16 protein-coding genes are annotated in these 16,105 nt (G+C 55.2%); 5 read left to right on the forward strand and 11 right to left on the reverse strand.

What is annotated here, in order from left to right; genetic code table 11:
- Nucleotides 1–76 precede the first annotated feature (76 nt).
- Complete coding sequence (locus FJ146_05450) at nt 77–421, reverse strand: MFS transporter (protein MBM4251394.1); 345 nt, start codon at nt 419–421, stop codon at nt 77–79.
- A 253-nt stretch (nt 422–674) separates the two neighbouring features.
- Nucleotides 675–2,114: a glutamate--tRNA ligase gene (locus FJ146_05455; GenBank protein ID MBM4251395.1), complete on the reverse strand. Its 1,440-nt coding sequence runs from the start codon at nt 2,112–2,114 to the stop codon at nt 675–677.
- Between the two features lie 142 nt (nt 2,115–2,256).
- Between FJ146_05455 and FJ146_05460 the strand changes: the two genes are divergently transcribed.
- Nucleotides 2,257–3,216, forward strand: coding sequence for a hypothetical protein (locus FJ146_05460; GenBank protein ID MBM4251396.1), 960 nt, complete (start codon nt 2,257–2,259; stop codon nt 3,214–3,216).
- On the opposite strand, the gene FJ146_05465 is transcribed toward FJ146_05460, so the two are convergent.
- Complete coding sequence (locus FJ146_05465) at nt 3,177–3,809, reverse strand: aminodeoxychorismate/anthranilate synthase component II (protein MBM4251397.1); 633 nt, start codon at nt 3,807–3,809, stop codon at nt 3,177–3,179. The two genes, FJ146_05460 and FJ146_05465, sit on opposite strands and share 40 nt — an antisense overlap.
- 50 nt (nt 3,810–3,859) lie before the next feature.
- Between FJ146_05465 and FJ146_05470 the strand changes: the two genes are divergently transcribed.
- Nucleotides 3,860–4,624 carry a hypothetical protein gene (locus tag FJ146_05470; protein ID MBM4251398.1) on the forward strand — a complete coding sequence of 255 codons (765 nt, stop codon included), beginning with the start codon at nt 3,860–3,862 and terminating at the stop codon, nt 4,622–4,624.
- Between the two features lie 51 nt (nt 4,625–4,675).
- A complete protein-coding gene (locus tag FJ146_05475; GenBank protein MBM4251399.1) occupies nt 4,676–5,740 on the forward strand; it encodes a zinc carboxypeptidase in 1,065 nt (354 codons plus the stop codon).
- Nucleotides 5,741–5,745: 5 nt separating this feature from the next.
- Here the strand turns inward: FJ146_05475 and FJ146_05480 are convergent, their stop codons facing one another.
- The 7 genes from FJ146_05480 to FJ146_05510 form a co-directional block, all read right to left on the reverse strand.
- Nucleotides 5,746–6,621, reverse strand: a complete 876-nt coding sequence (locus FJ146_05480; protein MBM4251400.1) for a 1-acyl-sn-glycerol-3-phosphate acyltransferase — start codon at nt 6,619–6,621, stop codon at nt 5,746–5,748.
- Entirely contained in the window at nt 6,513–7,361 is an 849-nt protein-coding gene (locus FJ146_05485) for a GNAT family N-acetyltransferase (protein MBM4251401.1), read from the reverse strand. Before FJ146_05485 ends, FJ146_05480 begins: the two co-directional genes overlap by 109 nt.
- A 139-nt stretch (nt 7,362–7,500) precedes the next feature.
- Nucleotides 7,501–8,298, reverse strand: coding sequence for a hypothetical protein (locus tag FJ146_05490; protein ID MBM4251402.1), 798 nt, complete (start codon nt 8,296–8,298; stop codon nt 7,501–7,503).
- Nucleotides 8,299–8,303: 5 nt separating this feature from the next.
- A complete protein-coding gene (locus FJ146_05495; GenBank protein ID MBM4251403.1) occupies nt 8,304–9,602 on the reverse strand; it encodes a DUF4105 domain-containing protein in 1,299 nt (432 codons plus the stop codon).
- A complete protein-coding gene (locus tag FJ146_05500; protein MBM4251404.1) occupies nt 9,599–10,099 on the reverse strand; it encodes an acyl-CoA thioesterase in 501 nt (166 codons plus the stop codon). The genes FJ146_05495 and FJ146_05500 overlap by 4 nt, the downstream gene beginning before the upstream one ends.
- Nucleotides 10,089–11,129 (reverse strand): GGDEF domain-containing protein, encoded by a 1,041-nt coding sequence (locus FJ146_05505; protein MBM4251405.1) that lies wholly within the window; start codon nt 11,127–11,129, stop codon nt 10,089–10,091. Before FJ146_05505 ends, FJ146_05500 begins: the two co-directional genes overlap by 11 nt.
- A 46-nt stretch (nt 11,130–11,175) precedes the next feature.
- Entirely contained in the window at nt 11,176–12,021 is an 846-nt protein-coding gene (locus FJ146_05510) for a prepilin peptidase (protein ID MBM4251406.1), read from the reverse strand.
- Between the two features lie 181 nt (nt 12,022–12,202).
- Between FJ146_05510 and FJ146_05515 the strand changes: the two genes are divergently transcribed.
- Complete coding sequence (locus FJ146_05515) at nt 12,203–14,344, forward strand: hypothetical protein (GenBank protein MBM4251407.1); 2,142 nt, start codon at nt 12,203–12,205, stop codon at nt 14,342–14,344.
- A 2-nt stretch (nt 14,345–14,346) separates the two neighbouring features.
- Here FJ146_05515 and FJ146_05520 read toward each other — a convergent pair whose 3' ends face one another.
- Entirely contained in the window at nt 14,347–15,075 is a 729-nt protein-coding gene (locus FJ146_05520) for a class I SAM-dependent methyltransferase (protein ID MBM4251408.1), read from the reverse strand.
- Between the two features lie 190 nt (nt 15,076–15,265).
- On the opposite strand from FJ146_05520, the gene FJ146_05525 reads away from it, so the two are divergent.
- Nucleotides 15,266–15,961 carry a class I SAM-dependent methyltransferase gene (locus FJ146_05525; protein MBM4251409.1) on the forward strand — a complete coding sequence of 232 codons (696 nt, stop codon included), beginning with the start codon at nt 15,266–15,268 and terminating at the stop codon, nt 15,959–15,961.
- Nucleotides 15,962–16,105: the final 144 nt, after the last annotated feature.

Consider the following 16,105-nt stretch of genomic DNA (forward strand, 5'->3'; position numbering starts at 1 on the left):
TCGAGTAACGGACCGCTCACTTCGCCAAGCGAAGCTCACGGTGTGTCGGCCTTCACCACCAACCAAGCCTCAGACGCTAAAGCGTCCTACGGTATGGTTGGAGTACTAGCCGACTTTCCGATAGATCCGTCGTGATGGCAAAGACGACGGAACCAATCACGCCACCGAACAGACCCGTCACTATGCGTGCCGTCAGCAGGGCCTCAAAGGAGTTGGCCAGCGCACACATGAGCGTCCCAATGAGAAATCCCACGTAAAAGAAGAGCAGCATACGCTTGCGGTCAAAGCGATCGGCAAATCCTGCCGACAAGATTCCGGCCACTCCAGCACTAAAGGCATAGGACGAGACCACTAAACTAAATTGCGATGGCGATATACCAAGAGTAGGCATTAAAATGGCGCCAAGTGGCGCCAAAATCATGAAGTCTAGAATCACCGTAAACTGCAAGAACGCTAGCAGTCCGACCACCAACTTCTGGTAGCTCGTAAAACCACCGCCCACCTCTGCAGGTCGCAATGCGGGATTGATCTGCGATGGCTGGGACTCGAGAGAAACTTTGGAGGAATTAGCCGCCATGGAACTGACCTCGCAATTGTGGCCTAGAGCCTTCGGCAGGATCTGGCTCCCGCATTAACCGATAGTCAGTTAGTCCCTGAAAACGCAGCGGTAATTTTTAGAGCTTCCGCAAAAATTCCAAAGCATTCCTCAACCTAAACCGCACCATCTCACGACCGATGATGACCATCGATTCTACTAGCGGTGGTGAATCCTTGCGGCCCGTAGTGACGAGACGCACGGTCATAAAGTAATCCTTAGGCTTCCACCCCAGGGCCTCGCGGTGAGTATCGAGGCAAGCTTTGATGTGCTCAAAGTCCCAGTCGTAGAGGTCGTCCAATTTTTCGACGAGCTCGCTGACCATGCCAGCGATGTCGGCAGCGGTCTTACCTTGCGGTACTAGTGGCACCCCCTCGTAAGGCAGTGCTCCGTTGAAGAAGAAGCTATTCTTATCAACGAACTGCTCCAGCCGGTCCATGCGCTCGACCACGTAGGGGCGCAGTGCCTTCAGCACTTCCGGAGCAAACACTTGATCACGGATCAGCGCGACAAATCGGTCGTCCGACAGTTTCTGCAGATACTGATTATTGAGCCAGTTGAGCTTGGTCTGATCAAAGATCGGTCCACCGAGGTGGATACCTTTTAGGTCAAAACGACTGGTCATCTGTTCGACGCTGAAGATTTCGACATTGTCGCCGTAGCTCCAGCCCATGAGACCCAAGTAATTGAGCAAAGCCTCGGGCAACACACCGGCGCGCTCGTAGTAGCGCAGCGACGTGGGATTCTTGCGCTTGGATATTTTGGAATGGTCCGGGTTACGCAGCAGCGGCAGGTGACAGAACACCGGCTTCTCCCAGCCAAACGCCTCGTACAGCAACACGTGTTTAGGCGTGGACGAGATCCACTCCTCAGCGCGCATGACATGGCTGATCTTCATCAAGTGATCGTCGACGACATTAGCCAAGTGATAGGTCGGGTAGCCGTCCGACTTCAGGAGCACCTGATCATCAAGGCGCTGGTTGTCGATCTCTACCGTGCCACGCAGAGCGTCATCAAACTTAGTCACGCCGCTCCGCGGCATCTTCAGGCGCACGACGCAGGGCTCGCCCGCGGCCGCACGATGCTCACCCTCGGCCGGACTCAGGTCGCGGCAGTGTCGGTCGTAGCCAGTGGTCTGGCCTCTTTCCTTCTGCTCCTGGCGCACCTTATCGAGACGCTCCGCCGTGCAGAAGCAGCGGTAAGCAAGGCCCCGCTCAACGAGTTGCATGGCATGAGCCGCATGGATCTCACGCCGCTCTGACTGGCGATAAGGGCCATATTTGCCCCCGACATCTGGCCCTTCATCCCAGCTCAGACCTAGCCACTTGAGGCTGCGCAGGATCATGTCCTCACTGGAGGCCCGGTAGCGCGACTGGTCCGTATCCTCGATACGGATGATGAACTCGCCGCCATGCTTGCGGGCAAAAACATAATTAAACAGAGCTACATAGGCCGTCCCCACATGCGGGTCACCGGTAGGCGACGGGGCTATACGCACGCGGACTCGGTCAAAGCTCATGGTTCACCTCGAAAAGCGCTGGATCAGTCAAATTGGAGCCTGGGTCCCAAGGATTACTGACATTTAGTTTGGATTTCAATTAAGAAGTCAGTATAAGGCAACGTTTACGCCCTGACTGGCGGCATAAAGGTGGTGCAACAGAGTGAAAAACGCCTCGAATTCCAGCGACCTCGGTGAAGACACGGGCATCCGTGGGACGATCTTTCTCAACGACATCACATCGGTCGACTGCGCGATCTTTGACCCATCCAAGGGTATCTTTGGCCAGAGTTGGGACATCGACGTCACACTGACGGGGACCTTGGGTGACAATGGCTTTGTCTTCGACTTCAGCCTGCTCAAAAAGATGGTGCGCCAGGTGCTCAAGACCAGCATCGATCACTCCTTAATCATGCCGATCAACTCCCAGGCCGTGCAGTTCCGGGGGATGGAATTCCGCGGTTCGGAAAAGAGTGAGTGGTGGCATATGAAGTCCCGATCGGGCAAGGTCGGTGCCGAGGGTGAGTGGGAATACCACAGCCCCAACGGCGCCGTATTCCCGGTCAGAAGCGTGGCCATCAACCGCCAAGTGCTCGAGCAGGAGATCGTCCGCAGCTTGCGCCACCGCTTGCCGCAGGAGATCATCAGCATCAGCGTCGCGCTGCGCGAAGAGGAAGTCGATCCCACCGAAGCAACCTTCCGCTACACCCACGGCATCGCTGGCCACGAGGGTATGTGCCAGCGTCTTATGCACGGCCACCGGTCGCGCCTGCAGGTCTTTGTCGGCGAGGAGCGCCGCCCTGACCTTGAGCACTACATCGCCCGCGATGTCCTCGGCAATAATGTGCATATCGCCACGCCTGTGCAGTTCCGCAGCGGCGAAATTGCTCCCGGTACGCGCGGCAAAGGACGGGACCCTGTAGTTCTTGGCTACCAAGCGTCACAAGGCTATTTTGAGGCCACCCTGCCCGCCGAGCGGATCTTCTGCGTCGAGCGGGAGACTAGCATCGAGTGTATTGCTGCCGAAGTGGCGCGCCTTGTTAAACGCGAGGAAAACACCAGCGAACGCGTGCGCGTGATCTGCTACGAGGGCATGGCCAAGGGTGCAATCGCCGAGTGCTGACCCATACCCATCGCACTTAGCCAGTTAAGCCGCATTTGGGCTGCACCTTCGCTGAGAAAAGACTCAGGATGAAACTGCAGGCCAAAGGCGGGCGCCTCCCCCTGCACGATGCGGCTCATCGCCTGGATCTCACCGTGACCACAAACGGCATTGATCTGCCAGTTGGGCGCGAGGGTACCAGGTGCAACGACCAGCGAATTATAACTGGCCACCTCCACCCCCGAGGCTAATCCGGCAAGAAGTCCTGGCGCGTCACTCATATGTAGGCGACGCGTCGCCCCGTGATGCGGGTCTTTGGCGCGAACAACCTGACCGCCGGTAGCTACGGCAAGAATCTGATGGCCCAGGCAAATGCCTAGAATCGGCACCTTTCCAAGCCAGTCTTTGACTAATGCCAAAGTAGCACCTGCGTCCTCGGGGCGCTTGGGCCCAGGCGACACGACCAGTGGGCAAGGGTTGCCGCGCAGACGGGCGATGCCGGCAGGGTCGTCAAAAGTCAGGTAATCAACGGTCACGGCAGAATCCAAACCGGTCAACCAGTCTATGACGTTGAAGGTAAAGCTGTCATAATGATCTACAAGTGCCACACGCATGACCGCCCTTATGGCACCAACCTCGCCGAGACGCCACGAAAATTATGCTCATGTTCAGGTACGCAATTATCCTTGCTGTCAGCGCGACCGCTAGTCAGGTGGCCTTAGCTACCGGTGCGGAAATTCCGGCTGAGGCGGCCTTTCATGTCCTTGCCGACATCAATAGCCCGAGCCCGATGCAGCCTGCCTCCTGCCACGGATCCTTCGGCATCGACCTGGGCGTCGGCATGGAATACTTCGCCCTACCGACCTCGAGTAGCCTCCTCCTTGAGCAAGTAGGCCTTGCCTATGCCACCCAAGACGGTGACGTACGGCCCATGGCCACACCAAGGATGTGGCTCACCAAGGGTTTTACACTTCCGCTAGATTTCAGCGTGTCGATAGCCGCGCCTGGACGCAGCCAAGACCTGCTGCAGGTGAGTGGCATCCTGCAGTGGACGCTTTATCAGAGCTTGGGACGCCCAGCCCTGGCGCTCAGAGCCAGTTACGGCCAACTGCAAGGTCACTACGGTACTAAACTTAGTTCTACGAGTGGCGAGGGCATTGTATCTTATGGATTCTGGCGTTATCTCACCGTCTATGGCCGGGCTGGATTCTCAAGTCATCGCGGGTCCATTTTTGAAAGTCCCGTGACTACTGACCAACTTGGCTTCAATGAATCTCTCGCCTCGACTTCTTATGAATTAACACACCTGAAAGGCGACACTGCTGCTGGTCTCAAGGTTAATCTTTGGTCGCCGTTTGCAGCTCTGAGTGGCGAGGCCAATTTCAACTCTAGTCGTAGTTATACGGTAAAGCTCAGCTACCTACTCTAGCCTTAAGTGAGGTGACGGGCCTTGAGTCGGCGATCTACAGCACAAAAAGAGATGGCTCCGCTGCTTGATGCACCGCGTGTCGGCGATATTCCGGAGATCCGCACCAAACTGCCAGAATTAGTTGAACTCGAGGACATTGCCCGTATCTGTCAGGCCGATGGATCGGTGCAGGTTGAGGGTACCGTCGATGCCTTTGGCTTTCAGTTCCCAGTTTATTCCTTCACTTTTGGTCTCGGCAAGTGGACGGATCCTACAGTAGCGTTCATCGGCGGTGTACACGGTCTTGAACGCATTGGCACCAACGTCGCCATCTCATACCTCCGCACGATCGTCGATCTCATTCATTGGGACAAAGGTTTGCAGCATCTCCTGAGTAAGGCGCGTCTACTTTTCCTCCCCCTGGTCAACCCTGCAGGCATGTTTGCCACCACGCGTGCAAATGCCAACGGCGTTGACTTGATGCGCAACTCTCCCATTGATGCCGAAGAGGAACCCAACGTCCCTTTACTCGGTGGCCATCGTAAATCCTCAAAATTGCCTTGGTACCGCGGCCCAGTTGGCGCCCCTATGGAACTCGAGTCACAACTCCTAATCCAGTTTATCAAGCGCGAACTATTCCCATCGCGATTCTCCCTCGCCCTTGATATGCACTCAGGCTTCGGTACGGTCGATCGCCTGTGGTTTCCCTATGCTTACTCGCGCCGTCCTTTTGAGCATTTACCACTGATGTACGCGCTAAAGAGTAAATTGCAGCGCAGTCTACCTAACCACGTCTACATCATGGAACCGCAGTCTCTGCAGTACACGACTCACGGCGATCTGTGGGATTACCTTTTTCTTGAGTCCACGAAAGAGTCGACCGGGCACACTTTGCTACCGGTGACCTTAGAGATGGGATCGTGGATCTGGATTAAAAAAAATCCCCGCCAACTTTTTTCCTCGCTCGGAATTTTTAATCCAGTGAAACCGCATCGATTGCAAAGGACACTCCGCCGTCACCACGCACTGCTTGATTTTATGCTGCGTGCCGTGGCATCGCACGAGAACTGGGCCAACGCCGAGCGGATCAATAACGAGTATACGGAGCGAGCTATGTCCCTCTGGTACGGCAAGTGACTAAGCTAGACGAAGTAATGTGCGACAATTTTTGCCCGCGTATCATCGGCCAACTTCTTGCGGCATCGGTGTCCGCGGAATTGCATATCGGGCAGGACCGTGAGACGCACAACGATGGATTTCACGCTCACCAACTTGAGTAGATGCGGCAGGAATTTCATCTTGCCGTACCAAGCGATGGAGTCGTGATTGGCATGAGAGAAAGCTTCGCCGCCCACAGTCTCATAGCGTAGGCATACCGGCACCACACGCGCTTTACTGCGTATTGCCGCTTCAAATAACGATTTCTTGAAGGGCAAGATATGATCCCCAGCCGTCGTTGTGCCTTCAGGAAAAAGTGTGACGTTGATGCCTTCGTTAAGGAGGGCCGACAACCGATCGATATCGCGATGCAGATCGCGCTTGTGCCGCCTTTCAATGAAGGTACACCCTGCCACCTTAGTGATGTGCCCTAGCACCGGCGTTTTCTCAATCTCGCGCGATGTCACGAACACTGCGGGGAAAAGCGCGTTGATGACGAGGATATCGAGATACGACATATGATTGGGGATGATCAGCATCCCGGCATGGTTGTCAAAATCCTGCGCCGCATCGGCCTCGATGATGCACTGAACATTTAAAAACCGAAGCATCGACCGCGAGAACAACTGCACCAATCTCGTGATGCGCCGCGTTCTCTTGATGTCACATACCGTGGTATAGCGAGCCAGCAGCGAGATCACGGCGATCGAGATGAGCACCGTAGCGACCACGCCAACGCGCGCCCACGCTCTTAGTCGCGCATATACTTCTTGTCGTAGGCTGCGGTCATCCCGCCCATGTCGAGCACCGTCAGCCAGTCCGCGCAGTTGAAGTCCCGATCGATCACCGGCTGCGAACATACCTTAGCTCCAGCTTTAATATAGGTCTTGAATAGTGCCGGCATAGCCTCAGGAGCTTCCCCCTTACCGGCCGTAGTGCGCGCGAAAGCTTGCTCGAAACCGTCGATGCGGTATTTCCCGCGAGGCGCAATACCGAAGGCGTCACTGACGATGCCACTATCGGTGAAGTAGCGATGAATCTCGGCAATCCGGCGCAGATCCACCGTGTTGATACTGCTGAGTCCAAACAGATAGTCGATCTTGGCACGCTTGGCATACTCAGCAATACCGCGCCAAAGCAGGGTGATCACCACGCCGTTACGGTAATGGCGATCGATGCAAGCACGGCTCAGCTCAAGTTTAGAGCCAGATGAACCCAGGAACTGACTAATATCAAATTCCGTCGCAGAGTAAAAAGGCGCCGCAAATTCACTCGCAATCAATCTGTAGACGCCAGCCACGACACCAGCCTTCTCGTCAAAGATAGCTAAATGGTCAGCATGTACATCAAACTCGTCCTGATCACTCCGAAGGCTCAGCCATTTACCGGCAAACTCGTAATGAAACACTGAGCGGCGCAGGGCTAACACCTGTTTGAGTTCACTGGGCGACTCGACCGTTTTGACACGGTAGTCGCGCACCTTAAAGTCCACCTCAACCTTGCGCACGAACTCGTTAGCTCCGCCACGAAGTATGGTCCATGGACGGATAAAATTAGGCACCAAAGGTGCTACATTATCGCGAACCAAGGTAGACAGCATGGAAGACTCCAACTAATAAAATGTGGCTTAATGTACTTAAGCTACCACCTTATTTTGAAGATGATATAAACCATTAATAAATTTTTGTCACCTTGCCAACCACTCAAAGTGACAAATTATCACTTGTGATATCAGCTGGTTATTTTTCGCTGGCCGTTGGGGCTGGACGCCAGACATCCACGGCACGGCTAAAAGCCGTCGGGAACACCAACCAGACCACCAAAAGGGCCAATACCACGCCCACCAGGGCCAAGCGGAGTGGTGACCAAATACCGACCGGCTTAGCCCTGATACCCTGCATCAACTGACTGAGGTTAAGCGTCATGGCGGAGGATCTGACTGGCTGCGGATGCAGCACCAAATGCTCGCGCATGAACTGAACGACATCCGCACTCGCCCCCAGCTCCTGCTTCAGGAGCACCAAGCCCTGAGAAATCAACTGCTCCACCTCGCGGATGGGTTGATCCGTGATCTCGCTGATTTCTGCGAGCTCAAATCCTGTAATCATCGACAGCAGCACAGCTTCTCGTTGCTGACCCCCGAGAGCCCTGAAGGCCTCGTCAGCCTTAAGCGCGGCCTTCGGGTTGGCCACGGCAACTTCAATGACATCGACGTTTCGCGCTTTGTCAGGACTCACAGCAGCATTGACCAGTATCGAGATATCGGCATTCCAGATGTCGGCATTAAAGCGTCGTGCTGTCGCGAATATACAGACCTTGAGTTCACCGTAGCTACCGAGCGTGGCAATAGTCTCTCGCGTCAGCGAAGAAAACACCTCGTCGACGGATTCATAAGAGCGCGTAACCTGACCAGTCATCCGCATCAGGTAGTCAAAAAGCTCGTGCCGCTCGCCTTCGAGGATGTCCATCAAAGCGGCTTGCTCGCCCTTGAGCACTTGACGAAACAGTTTGTCCTTTTCAGGTCGTTGTTTGTACATGACTCTCAGGACTCCCGTCGCGTTGCTTGGCGGATCATAGTGCCATAGTAAACCAATCCACAAAGTCCCGTCGATGCCAGAACGGACTGCATCGTCTGCTTAACCAAACCGGATTGACTCAAAACCAAAATCACCGCGAGAGCCGTCAGATGCAGCGAGGACAAAAATACAACCCCTCTTGCCAGGCGCTGCCAGCGGTCAGGCCGCGACCTTTTGACGAGTAGGACAATACCGAATACGACGAAGATCCAATCAATCGGCCACACCAGCCACAGAGCGGCGTTATGTTTTAGCATCACATAATCCGACAGCACCCAGTTACTGGTCAGGACCGTGCCCCAGATGGCTGACCAGAGTCCGTAAACCAAGCTGGCACCGCCGAGTAAAGTGGCCGCCGTCGCTTCGCTGGAGAGACGGCCCAATGCTAAAAGCGTCGCCACCAAAATACCGCCTAAAGCCATGGTCACGACGAAGTAAGGATTACCATCCGCGCGAGGCTCTGGCATATCGACAATGAGTTCTGCCCCTTCGAGTAATTTCCGGTCTTTGGACAGAGTGCCGTCATCAGCGATCGCTGGGACTAAAAACAGTAGCTCACGTAATCTTATGGGCAAAAACATCTCGTCCCAATTACTGATGGTGGCATCGAGAAAGTCATTGCTGCTCATGTCGAGGCCCAGATACACCCACCAGCTGGGTCGCGCTGCATCTTGAATATACTGGCGCCTTGTAACTGTGGATATTCTCGCAGTAAAAAACTGCCTGAGGACGCCACCAAGCACAGCGTTGAGGTGATCTCGTGGGCGCGTGGCACAGTTGTCAAGAAATTGATGATATTGGTAAAAAAGATTTTCTGGTTTAGCGTTATCCAGCAAGCGTTGATATAGGGCTCGCTTTTGATTAACCGTGAGCACTAAACGCTCTTGGATGATACTCCGCTTCTCGACGCGCCTATAGTGATCAATCAGCGGCTGCGTCTCGGCAATGGCCAGGGCGTAATTAAGGTCTCCACGATAGAATTTCCACGGAAATGCTGGATCAGCAAAATCGAAGATGCCCCAATTAAAACTCAGATCCCAATGCGACTGGTTATCGACCACACGCAGGATCGTGTGTCCAAACAGGGCCTCGGGACGGGGGCCGCGACCCACAGTCAGGAGATAATAATCAACCTGGTTAAAATCTGCGGGAGACGGAAGCTCCTCGGTGGCGCCTAATCCCGCAACGCTGATCAACAGACATAGGCCCCCAAAGAGATGGGCGATCCCTCGTAGGACAAATTTTTTGAGCTCACCTTGCGTCATGGTACCCCACCGCTCGCATCCCTAGCCGCCAGGGCCGCCTTGAGTTCGAGACGCGCCTTCCGCCGTGCCTGGGCCTCGTGGTACCGCCTCTTGTCCGCTTCTGTCACCGGCTGCACCGGCGGAATCGCGGTTGGACGACCATAGCTGTCGAGAGCAACAAAAGTCAGATAAGCACTAGCCGTGTGATGTTTTTCGCCGGTAACTGGGTTGGTTGCCGTCACCCGCACACCAATTTCGCAGCTCGTTTTACCCGTATAGTTGACGCTCGCATCGAGACAGACGATCCACCCAACGTGGACTGGCGATAAAAAGGCCATGGCATCAATGGAGGCTGTCACGACGGGACGGTCACAATGCCGCATGGCGCAGGTGGCAGCAGCAATATCGACCCAGGAAACGACCTCACCACCAAATACCGATCCCATGGCATTGGTATGCTGGGGGCGCACCAAATGCTCTTGATGAGTCGCACTGTGGCTTGGGGCTCTAGCTGACATTCTGCTCTCCTTCTTGGGCGTCGCGACTGACTACGGTGACTCGGTTCTTGCCGCTGCGCTTGCTGCTGTACATGGTTTCATCGGCGAGCCGCAGGAGACTTGCTCGATCCCGCGCATGTTCTGGGTAGGCAGCTACGCCTATCGAGGCCGTGAGTCTGGCTGTGGCACCGTCTTCCATACGGAATTCCTTGGCCTCAATGTGACGGCGCACCCGTTCTGCCGCCAAGACACCTTTGGAGCAGGTAGCCCCGAGCAGCAAGACAACAAATTCATCGCCCCCATACCGAATGGGAATATCGATCTCGCGTACGGCGTCTCGCAGCACGTCAGCAACTTGTTTGAGTACCGAACTACCCGAGCAGTGGCCATGACGATCGTTGATGGGCTTGAAGCTATCGAGATCAATAAAAAGCAGGCAGAAGTTAGTTTGGAAGCGATCAGCCCGCCGCAACTCGTGATCGATCGCAATTTCAAGATAGCGATAGTTGTAGAGGCCAGTCAGTTCGTCACGGTAAAGCTCAGCCTGAGTCTTATCGAGCTTCCTTAACCAACGGCCTTCGTTCTGCACGATGCGTACTAGGTGATCTAGCTGCAACTTCTGCAACTGGGTGGTCTCGCTCGTGGCCGTTGGCAACTCCCACAGTAAGAGCGTCCCCGCACGACTGCGTGGATCATCAGCAACTGCCAACTGCAAAACCGTGTCACCTACCCTAATCTCACTCACCCCATCACGGAGCTCGCCGCCGAGCGCTCCGGCCTCACTGATGATGGCGGACACCTTATCCAAGTCCTGATCGCTGATCGATTGAGCACCGGGCACGTTGACCCGGCGGCGCTTGAGGCTCACCCTGCCGCCTGACTTGCTGATCTTGGCACAGTCAAATTGCCGGATATGAAATTGCTGCATGAGTACCTCGCCCATGCGTCGGTAGAGCGCTCTTGGACCAGGCGCACCCGAGAGCGTTTTGGCAGCCTCGTTTAAGCCGCGAAGGATAGCCAAATGGTCCGCCACATGCTTTTCCTCAGTCATCTCGGTAATCCGTCAATCCGTAGCGAGTTTGCAATGAAGGCTGGCATTAACGATCAACAAGCGGTGCCAACATGGCCTGCTGAATGAACGGTCCAGCGAATAAATGAATTATAGCACCTAGGGCGAGAAAAGGCCCAAAAGGAATGGCTGACCGCAGGGTTAGCTTGCGCGTCACGAGCATAAGCAGAAGTCCGGTCAGCGCCCCTGCCACCGAACCGTAAAGGACCGTCGGCAAGATCGCTTGGTATCCGAGCCATCCTCCCATGGCCGCGAGAAGCTTAACGTCGCCCATACCCATGCCGACCTCACGCCGCACGAGCCAATAAAGCCAAGCGATGGCGTAAAGGCTGCCACCCCCGAGGACGACTCCTAACGAAGCGCTGATCCAATCCAAATCAGGATGCAAATAGACCACTAAGGGGGTCAGGGCTACCATCGGCAAGCTGATCACGTCCGGGATGATCATGAGCCGCAAGTCGATCACCGAACAGACGATGAGGACGCTGCAGAATACCGCGGCGTGGAGGCTACGCAGCAAGTTAGCGTAATCAATCTGGTAGCCAAATCCAGTCTCCACCATAAACGGAAAACGCCAGTATATAACGGCAAATAAAGCCGCTGTGAATGCTTCAACCGCCGGATATTGTAGGCTGATCTTGGCACGGCAGCAGCGGGCACGGCCGCCGAGCATAAACCAGCTCACGACCGGAATATTGAGGTACCAGGGGATTGGGGTGCCGCAGGCTGGGCAGATAGAGCGCTGGTGCTCTAAAAAGGTGCCCTCAGGCACGCGGAGGATGCAGACGTTAAGGAAACTACCGATCACGGCACCGAGCACGACTGCCGCCCAGGTGAACCCCGAGCTCAGGTATTGAGTCCAAGAAAAAATCATGTGTTCCCCTCGAGCCTGACGACTTATCTAGCCTTGCGTCAATTACGCTTCATCCCGATGAAGACATCGGCTAGGTTGAGTATCGCACAGCTTGGGCGGCCAAGGCAGCACGTCCCGTGGGTCGCACTAGGCGCGTCAAGCGCGTCCATCGCGTTAATACATCACTCAGTCGGAAGGCATCATGCAGGTTTACGCCAGCGCCCAAACCCTGGAAAAGCTAGAGTGGCCCGCACTCCTCCAGATTCTCGCGGACTTCAGTCAAACTGTCGAGGGCCGCAGTGCGACTTTGGCCCTGACGCCGCATTTGACCACCAACGAGGTGCAAGCGCGCTGGGACGCTGTAGAGCCTCTAAAATTGCTCGCAGCCCAGGGACTGAAAGCACCCATTGGCGAACTCTTGCCCATGGCAGTGGTGTTTCGGGCCGCAAGTAAGGGGCAGGTACTGGACGGACCTTCGCTTCGGGCCGTTGCCGACCTCCTTGAGTCGACGCGGCGTACCCATGCCTTTGCGAGTGGGTACGAAAATAAATGTTCCACGCTGAGGCGTACGCGCGGCCAACTCCTGCCGATGCCACAGCTGCTCCTTGCTATCACCAAGGCCGTCGGTGCCGAGGGTCAACTACTTGACGACGCCTCTCCCGAGCTGTCTGCCATCCGTCGTAGCAAAGTGCAGACGCGCCGCCGCATCGAGGAGACGCTAACCAAGCTTATTCATGGCGATAGTGAGCTTATGGCCTACTTGCAGGATGACTTCTTCACCCTGCGCGCCGAACGTTACGTCGTCCCCATGAAGTTAGATGGTCGGGGCCGTGTCAAGGGCATGATCTTAGACACCTCCGCCAGCGGCCAGACTCTTTACATTGAACCGCTGGCCATCGCACCCTTGAACGCCCAGCTGCTCGATCTCGACCTCGAGGAAAAACTCGAAATAGCCCGCATTTTCCGAGAATTGAGCGGCCTAGTCGAGAAGGACCTCGATACTCTCAAGCATAATTACGAGGCACTGATTGCTCTCGATGTCATGACCGCCGAAGCCAGTCTGGGGGCAGCCCTAGAGGCGGGTCCTGCTAAGCTACGAGATCAGCCGGGACTCGATCTGCGTGATGCCAGACACCCCTTGATCTCGCGACAAAAAACTAGCGTGAGCAACGCCATCGCCCTCGACGATCAGCACAACATCCTCATCGTCTCGGGTCCGAATGCCGGCGGTAAAACGGTGGTCTTAAAGACCGTCGGCTTACTGCATCTGATGGCCAAAGCAGGTCTCTTGTTACCGGTCGACAGCACATCGAGCCTATACCTTTACGACCACGTATACCTCGAGATGGGTGATGCGCAAAATCTCAGCGCCAATCTATCGACTTTCTCTGGGCACCTGATGGGGCTCAGGCCGATCCTTGAGTCGGCGGGTAGCAACGACCTGGTGTTACTCGACGAACTAGCGGTCGGTACGGATCCGGAAACGGGCGCCGCGATTGGGGCGGCGATCTTGGAGTCACTCGCGGATCGTGGCGTCCGCGGGGTAGTAACAACTCACTTTGATGCACTCAAGAGCATGGCCCTGTCTGACCGCCGCTTCCGCAACGGGTCGATGGAATTTTCGCTACAAAATCTCCGGCCGACCTACCGCTTGCTGCTGGACCTACCGGGTCAGAGCTTTGGACTCGAGGTCGCCGAACAGATTGGCCTTCCGCCTCAAGTCCTTAAAAGAGCGAAAGAACTGCGCCACGGTCGCGCCTCAAGTATGGACCAAGCCGTCGCTGCGCTGATGGCAGCGCGCGACGAGGCCGAGAGTGCAACTAAAACAGCTCGAGGCGAAAAGCTGCAGGCCGAAGCTGAGCGCCTCAGGTGGCAAAACGAAGTCGAGCATATGCAGGAGGCCCGTCGGAAAGCTTCACAACAGCTAGCTGATCGTTATGAGGAGCGTCTCGCTGATCTCAGACGAGAATTCGAGGCCGCTCTCAAAGAGGTCAAACAAGCCGCCAAAGACCAAGTCCAAGATGGCCGTGCAGCTCTCCTAGCCGGACGGCAACGGGCCGAACAGTCTCTGAAGGAGATGGGACAGACTATCAACGAAATCCAACGCGCTTATGATATCGAAGGCAAACTTCCGGGTCAGCCTGCAAGTCGCGACTTGCTCAGTGTCAATACGCCGGTATACGTGTTGCCACTCAAGAAAACCGGTCGGGTCCTGCGTATTGGCGCTGGTGGTGACGACACCATTGAGGTGGAAGTCGGCATACTTAAACTCAGGGTACCGTTGCATGACTTGCGCGTCCTGAGCCCTGGCGAAGGGGCCGGCAGTCAAAGGTCGCAGCGCTGAGGTCACGCCGCAGGGGCCTCTGCTTGACGTCTTAAAGTTGAGGCTAATTTCACGAAAATTTGGAATGTCCCCGCGCCTTGCTCCATATAGCGACGGTCTGAGACACGGTGAAACCACGCCTCGAAAAAGGGGCGGCGGCGGAATATCCATTTGGCTATGTAAAGATTCAAGATGAACAGGGACTCGAAAATCCCACCTTTGACCGTCATCGTTTCCACATGAAGCCCAGCGTTAGCGGCCAAACCCGCAATCTGCGGCAACGAATAATGCCTGTGTCCGATGAGGCTATAAGCAGGGTCCAGCAGATTGACCAGTAGACTGTTGTGAGGCGTCGATAGGTAAATTTTTCCGTTAGGTTTGATGACCCGCTTAATCTCTCTAAAAAATTCGGGTTCTGTGCCTTTGGGGATATGCTCCAGCACCTCCCAAGAGACTACGGTATCAAAGGTCTGGTCGGGATACGGTAATTTGATACCGCTGCCGACTTTAAACTCTACACGTTGGTCAGTGATGTGCTTCCTTACGGCCGCCAAATCCTGATCCGACACATCGAGGGCACAAATCTTTTTGATGCCAAGGCGCAAAGCAGCGTGCTCAAACCAGCCAAAGCCACAGCCGATATCCAGGACTGACATGCCCTCTAGATCATTGCGGTCCACGAACCGATGCACGGCGTATAACTGTCCACCGTGGAGTTCACTTTCAGAACCTTCATTAATTAGGTTTTTCATCGGACACCACCCATGAAGCGATGGAAGGGATTCCGGACTTTGATATTAATTCTCAGACAACAGATCGCTATCTGCGATAAAATCTCAATGAGTGTGTTGATAATATCTATTTAGTTTACAATCGGTCAACCTCGCTCAGACTAGCCGCGCTCGCTGTAAACGGAGACGTCCCTGGACGCGGTGGAGGACAATGATGTTCCGATCGTTTTTAGTGACACTTTTTGACGCAACCTACACGCTAAACAAATCGAACATACTCTCGTTCTGTCAAACCGACCCAAAGGCCAAGATCCTGGATCTTGGTTGTGACGATGGCATTTGGACCGAGGCCATAGCGCGAAAGATAGGAACTAGCGAGGTCCACGGTATTGAAATCGTGCCAGAGCGCGCTGCCGCCGCACGCGAGCGCGGCATCTCCGTTGTAGAGCACGATCTTAATTACCCCCTCCCCTATGCAGATGGATCCTTCGACATGATCCATGCCAACCAAGTGATTGAGCATGTGGGATCCATCGACACTTTCACCGCTGAGATTTTTCGCTGCCTGAGACCCGGGGGGTACGTCGTCATCTCCACCGAGAATGCGAGCAGTTGGCACAACATCGGGGCGACCATCTTGGGCTGGCAAATGTTTTCCCTAACGAACCTGTCGGTAAAGCGGCTCGGCGTCGGCAATCCCCTCGCAGTGCACCGCCACGATACCGGTCACCTGGGCTCATGGACCCATAAAACCATCTTTAGTTACCGAGGACTCATCGAATTTTTAGGCTGCCACCAGTTCCGTCATGTCCAGATCCGCGGGTCTGGTTATTACCCACTAGCCGCGAAGTTTGGACTGCTGGATCCGCGCCATGCTCACTTTATCACCGCCTACGCCCAAAAGTGATCGACAAAATTCTAGCACCTGACTTGCCTCGCTAAAGGCTTGCGATTAAGGTAGCTGACATCAGCCCCCGCAGGTTAATTACTGATGCGAGGAGACGGCCCCCTTTAGCGGCAGCCGTTGCCCGTTGATCTTATTAGGAGACGT

It is taken from the genome of Deltaproteobacteria bacterium (genome assembly GCA_016874735.1).
Taxonomy (GTDB): Bacteria; Bdellovibrionota_B; Oligoflexia; order Oligoflexales; family CAIYRB01; genus CAIYRB01.

Bases quoted from the DNA above. Each gene is read 5' to 3' on its own strand.
- FJ146_05450 (MBM4251394.1), bottom strand. From the start codon at position 421: ATGATTTTGGCGCCACTTGGCGCCATTTTAATGCCTACTCTTGGTATA.
- FJ146_05455 (MBM4251395.1), bottom strand. From the start codon at position 2,114: ATGAGCTTTGACCGAGTCCGCGTGCGTATAGCCCCGTCGCCTACCGGT.
- FJ146_05465 (MBM4251397.1), bottom strand. From the start codon at position 3,809: ATGCGTGTGGCACTTGTAGATCATTATGACAGCTTTACCTTCAACGTC.
- FJ146_05470 (MBM4251398.1), top strand. From the start codon at position 3,860: ATGTTCAGGTACGCAATTATCCTTGCTGTCAGCGCGACCGCTAGTCAG.
- FJ146_05475 (MBM4251399.1), top strand. From the start codon at position 4,676: ATGGCTCCGCTGCTTGATGCACCGCGTGTCGGCGATATTCCGGAGATC.
- FJ146_05480 (MBM4251400.1), bottom strand. From the start codon at position 6,621: ATGTTCGCAGCCGGTGATCGATCGGGACTTCAACTGCGCGGACTGGCT.
- FJ146_05485 (MBM4251401.1), bottom strand. From the start codon at position 7,361: ATGCTGTCTACCTTGGTTCGCGATAATGTAGCACCTTTGGTGCCTAAT.
- FJ146_05490 (MBM4251402.1), bottom strand. From the start codon at position 8,298: ATGTACAAACAACGACCTGAAAAGGACAAACTGTTTCGTCAAGTGCTC.
- FJ146_05495 (MBM4251403.1), bottom strand. From the start codon at position 9,602: ATGACGCAAGGTGAGCTCAAAAAATTTGTCCTACGAGGGATCGCCCAT.
- FJ146_05500 (MBM4251404.1), bottom strand. From the start codon at position 10,099: ATGTCAGCTAGAGCCCCAAGCCACAGTGCGACTCATCAAGAGCATTTG.
- FJ146_05505 (MBM4251405.1), bottom strand. From the start codon at position 11,129: ATGACTGAGGAAAAGCATGTGGCGGACCATTTGGCTATCCTTCGCGGC.
- FJ146_05510 (MBM4251406.1), bottom strand. From the start codon at position 12,021: ATGATTTTTTCTTGGACTCAATACCTGAGCTCGGGGTTCACCTGGGCG.
- FJ146_05515 (MBM4251407.1), top strand. From the start codon at position 12,203: ATGCAGGTTTACGCCAGCGCCCAAACCCTGGAAAAGCTAGAGTGGCCC.
- FJ146_05520 (MBM4251408.1), bottom strand. From the start codon at position 15,075: ATGAAAAACCTAATTAATGAAGGTTCTGAAAGTGAACTCCACGGTGGA.
- FJ146_05525 (MBM4251409.1), top strand. From the start codon at position 15,266: ATGATGTTCCGATCGTTTTTAGTGACACTTTTTGACGCAACCTACACG.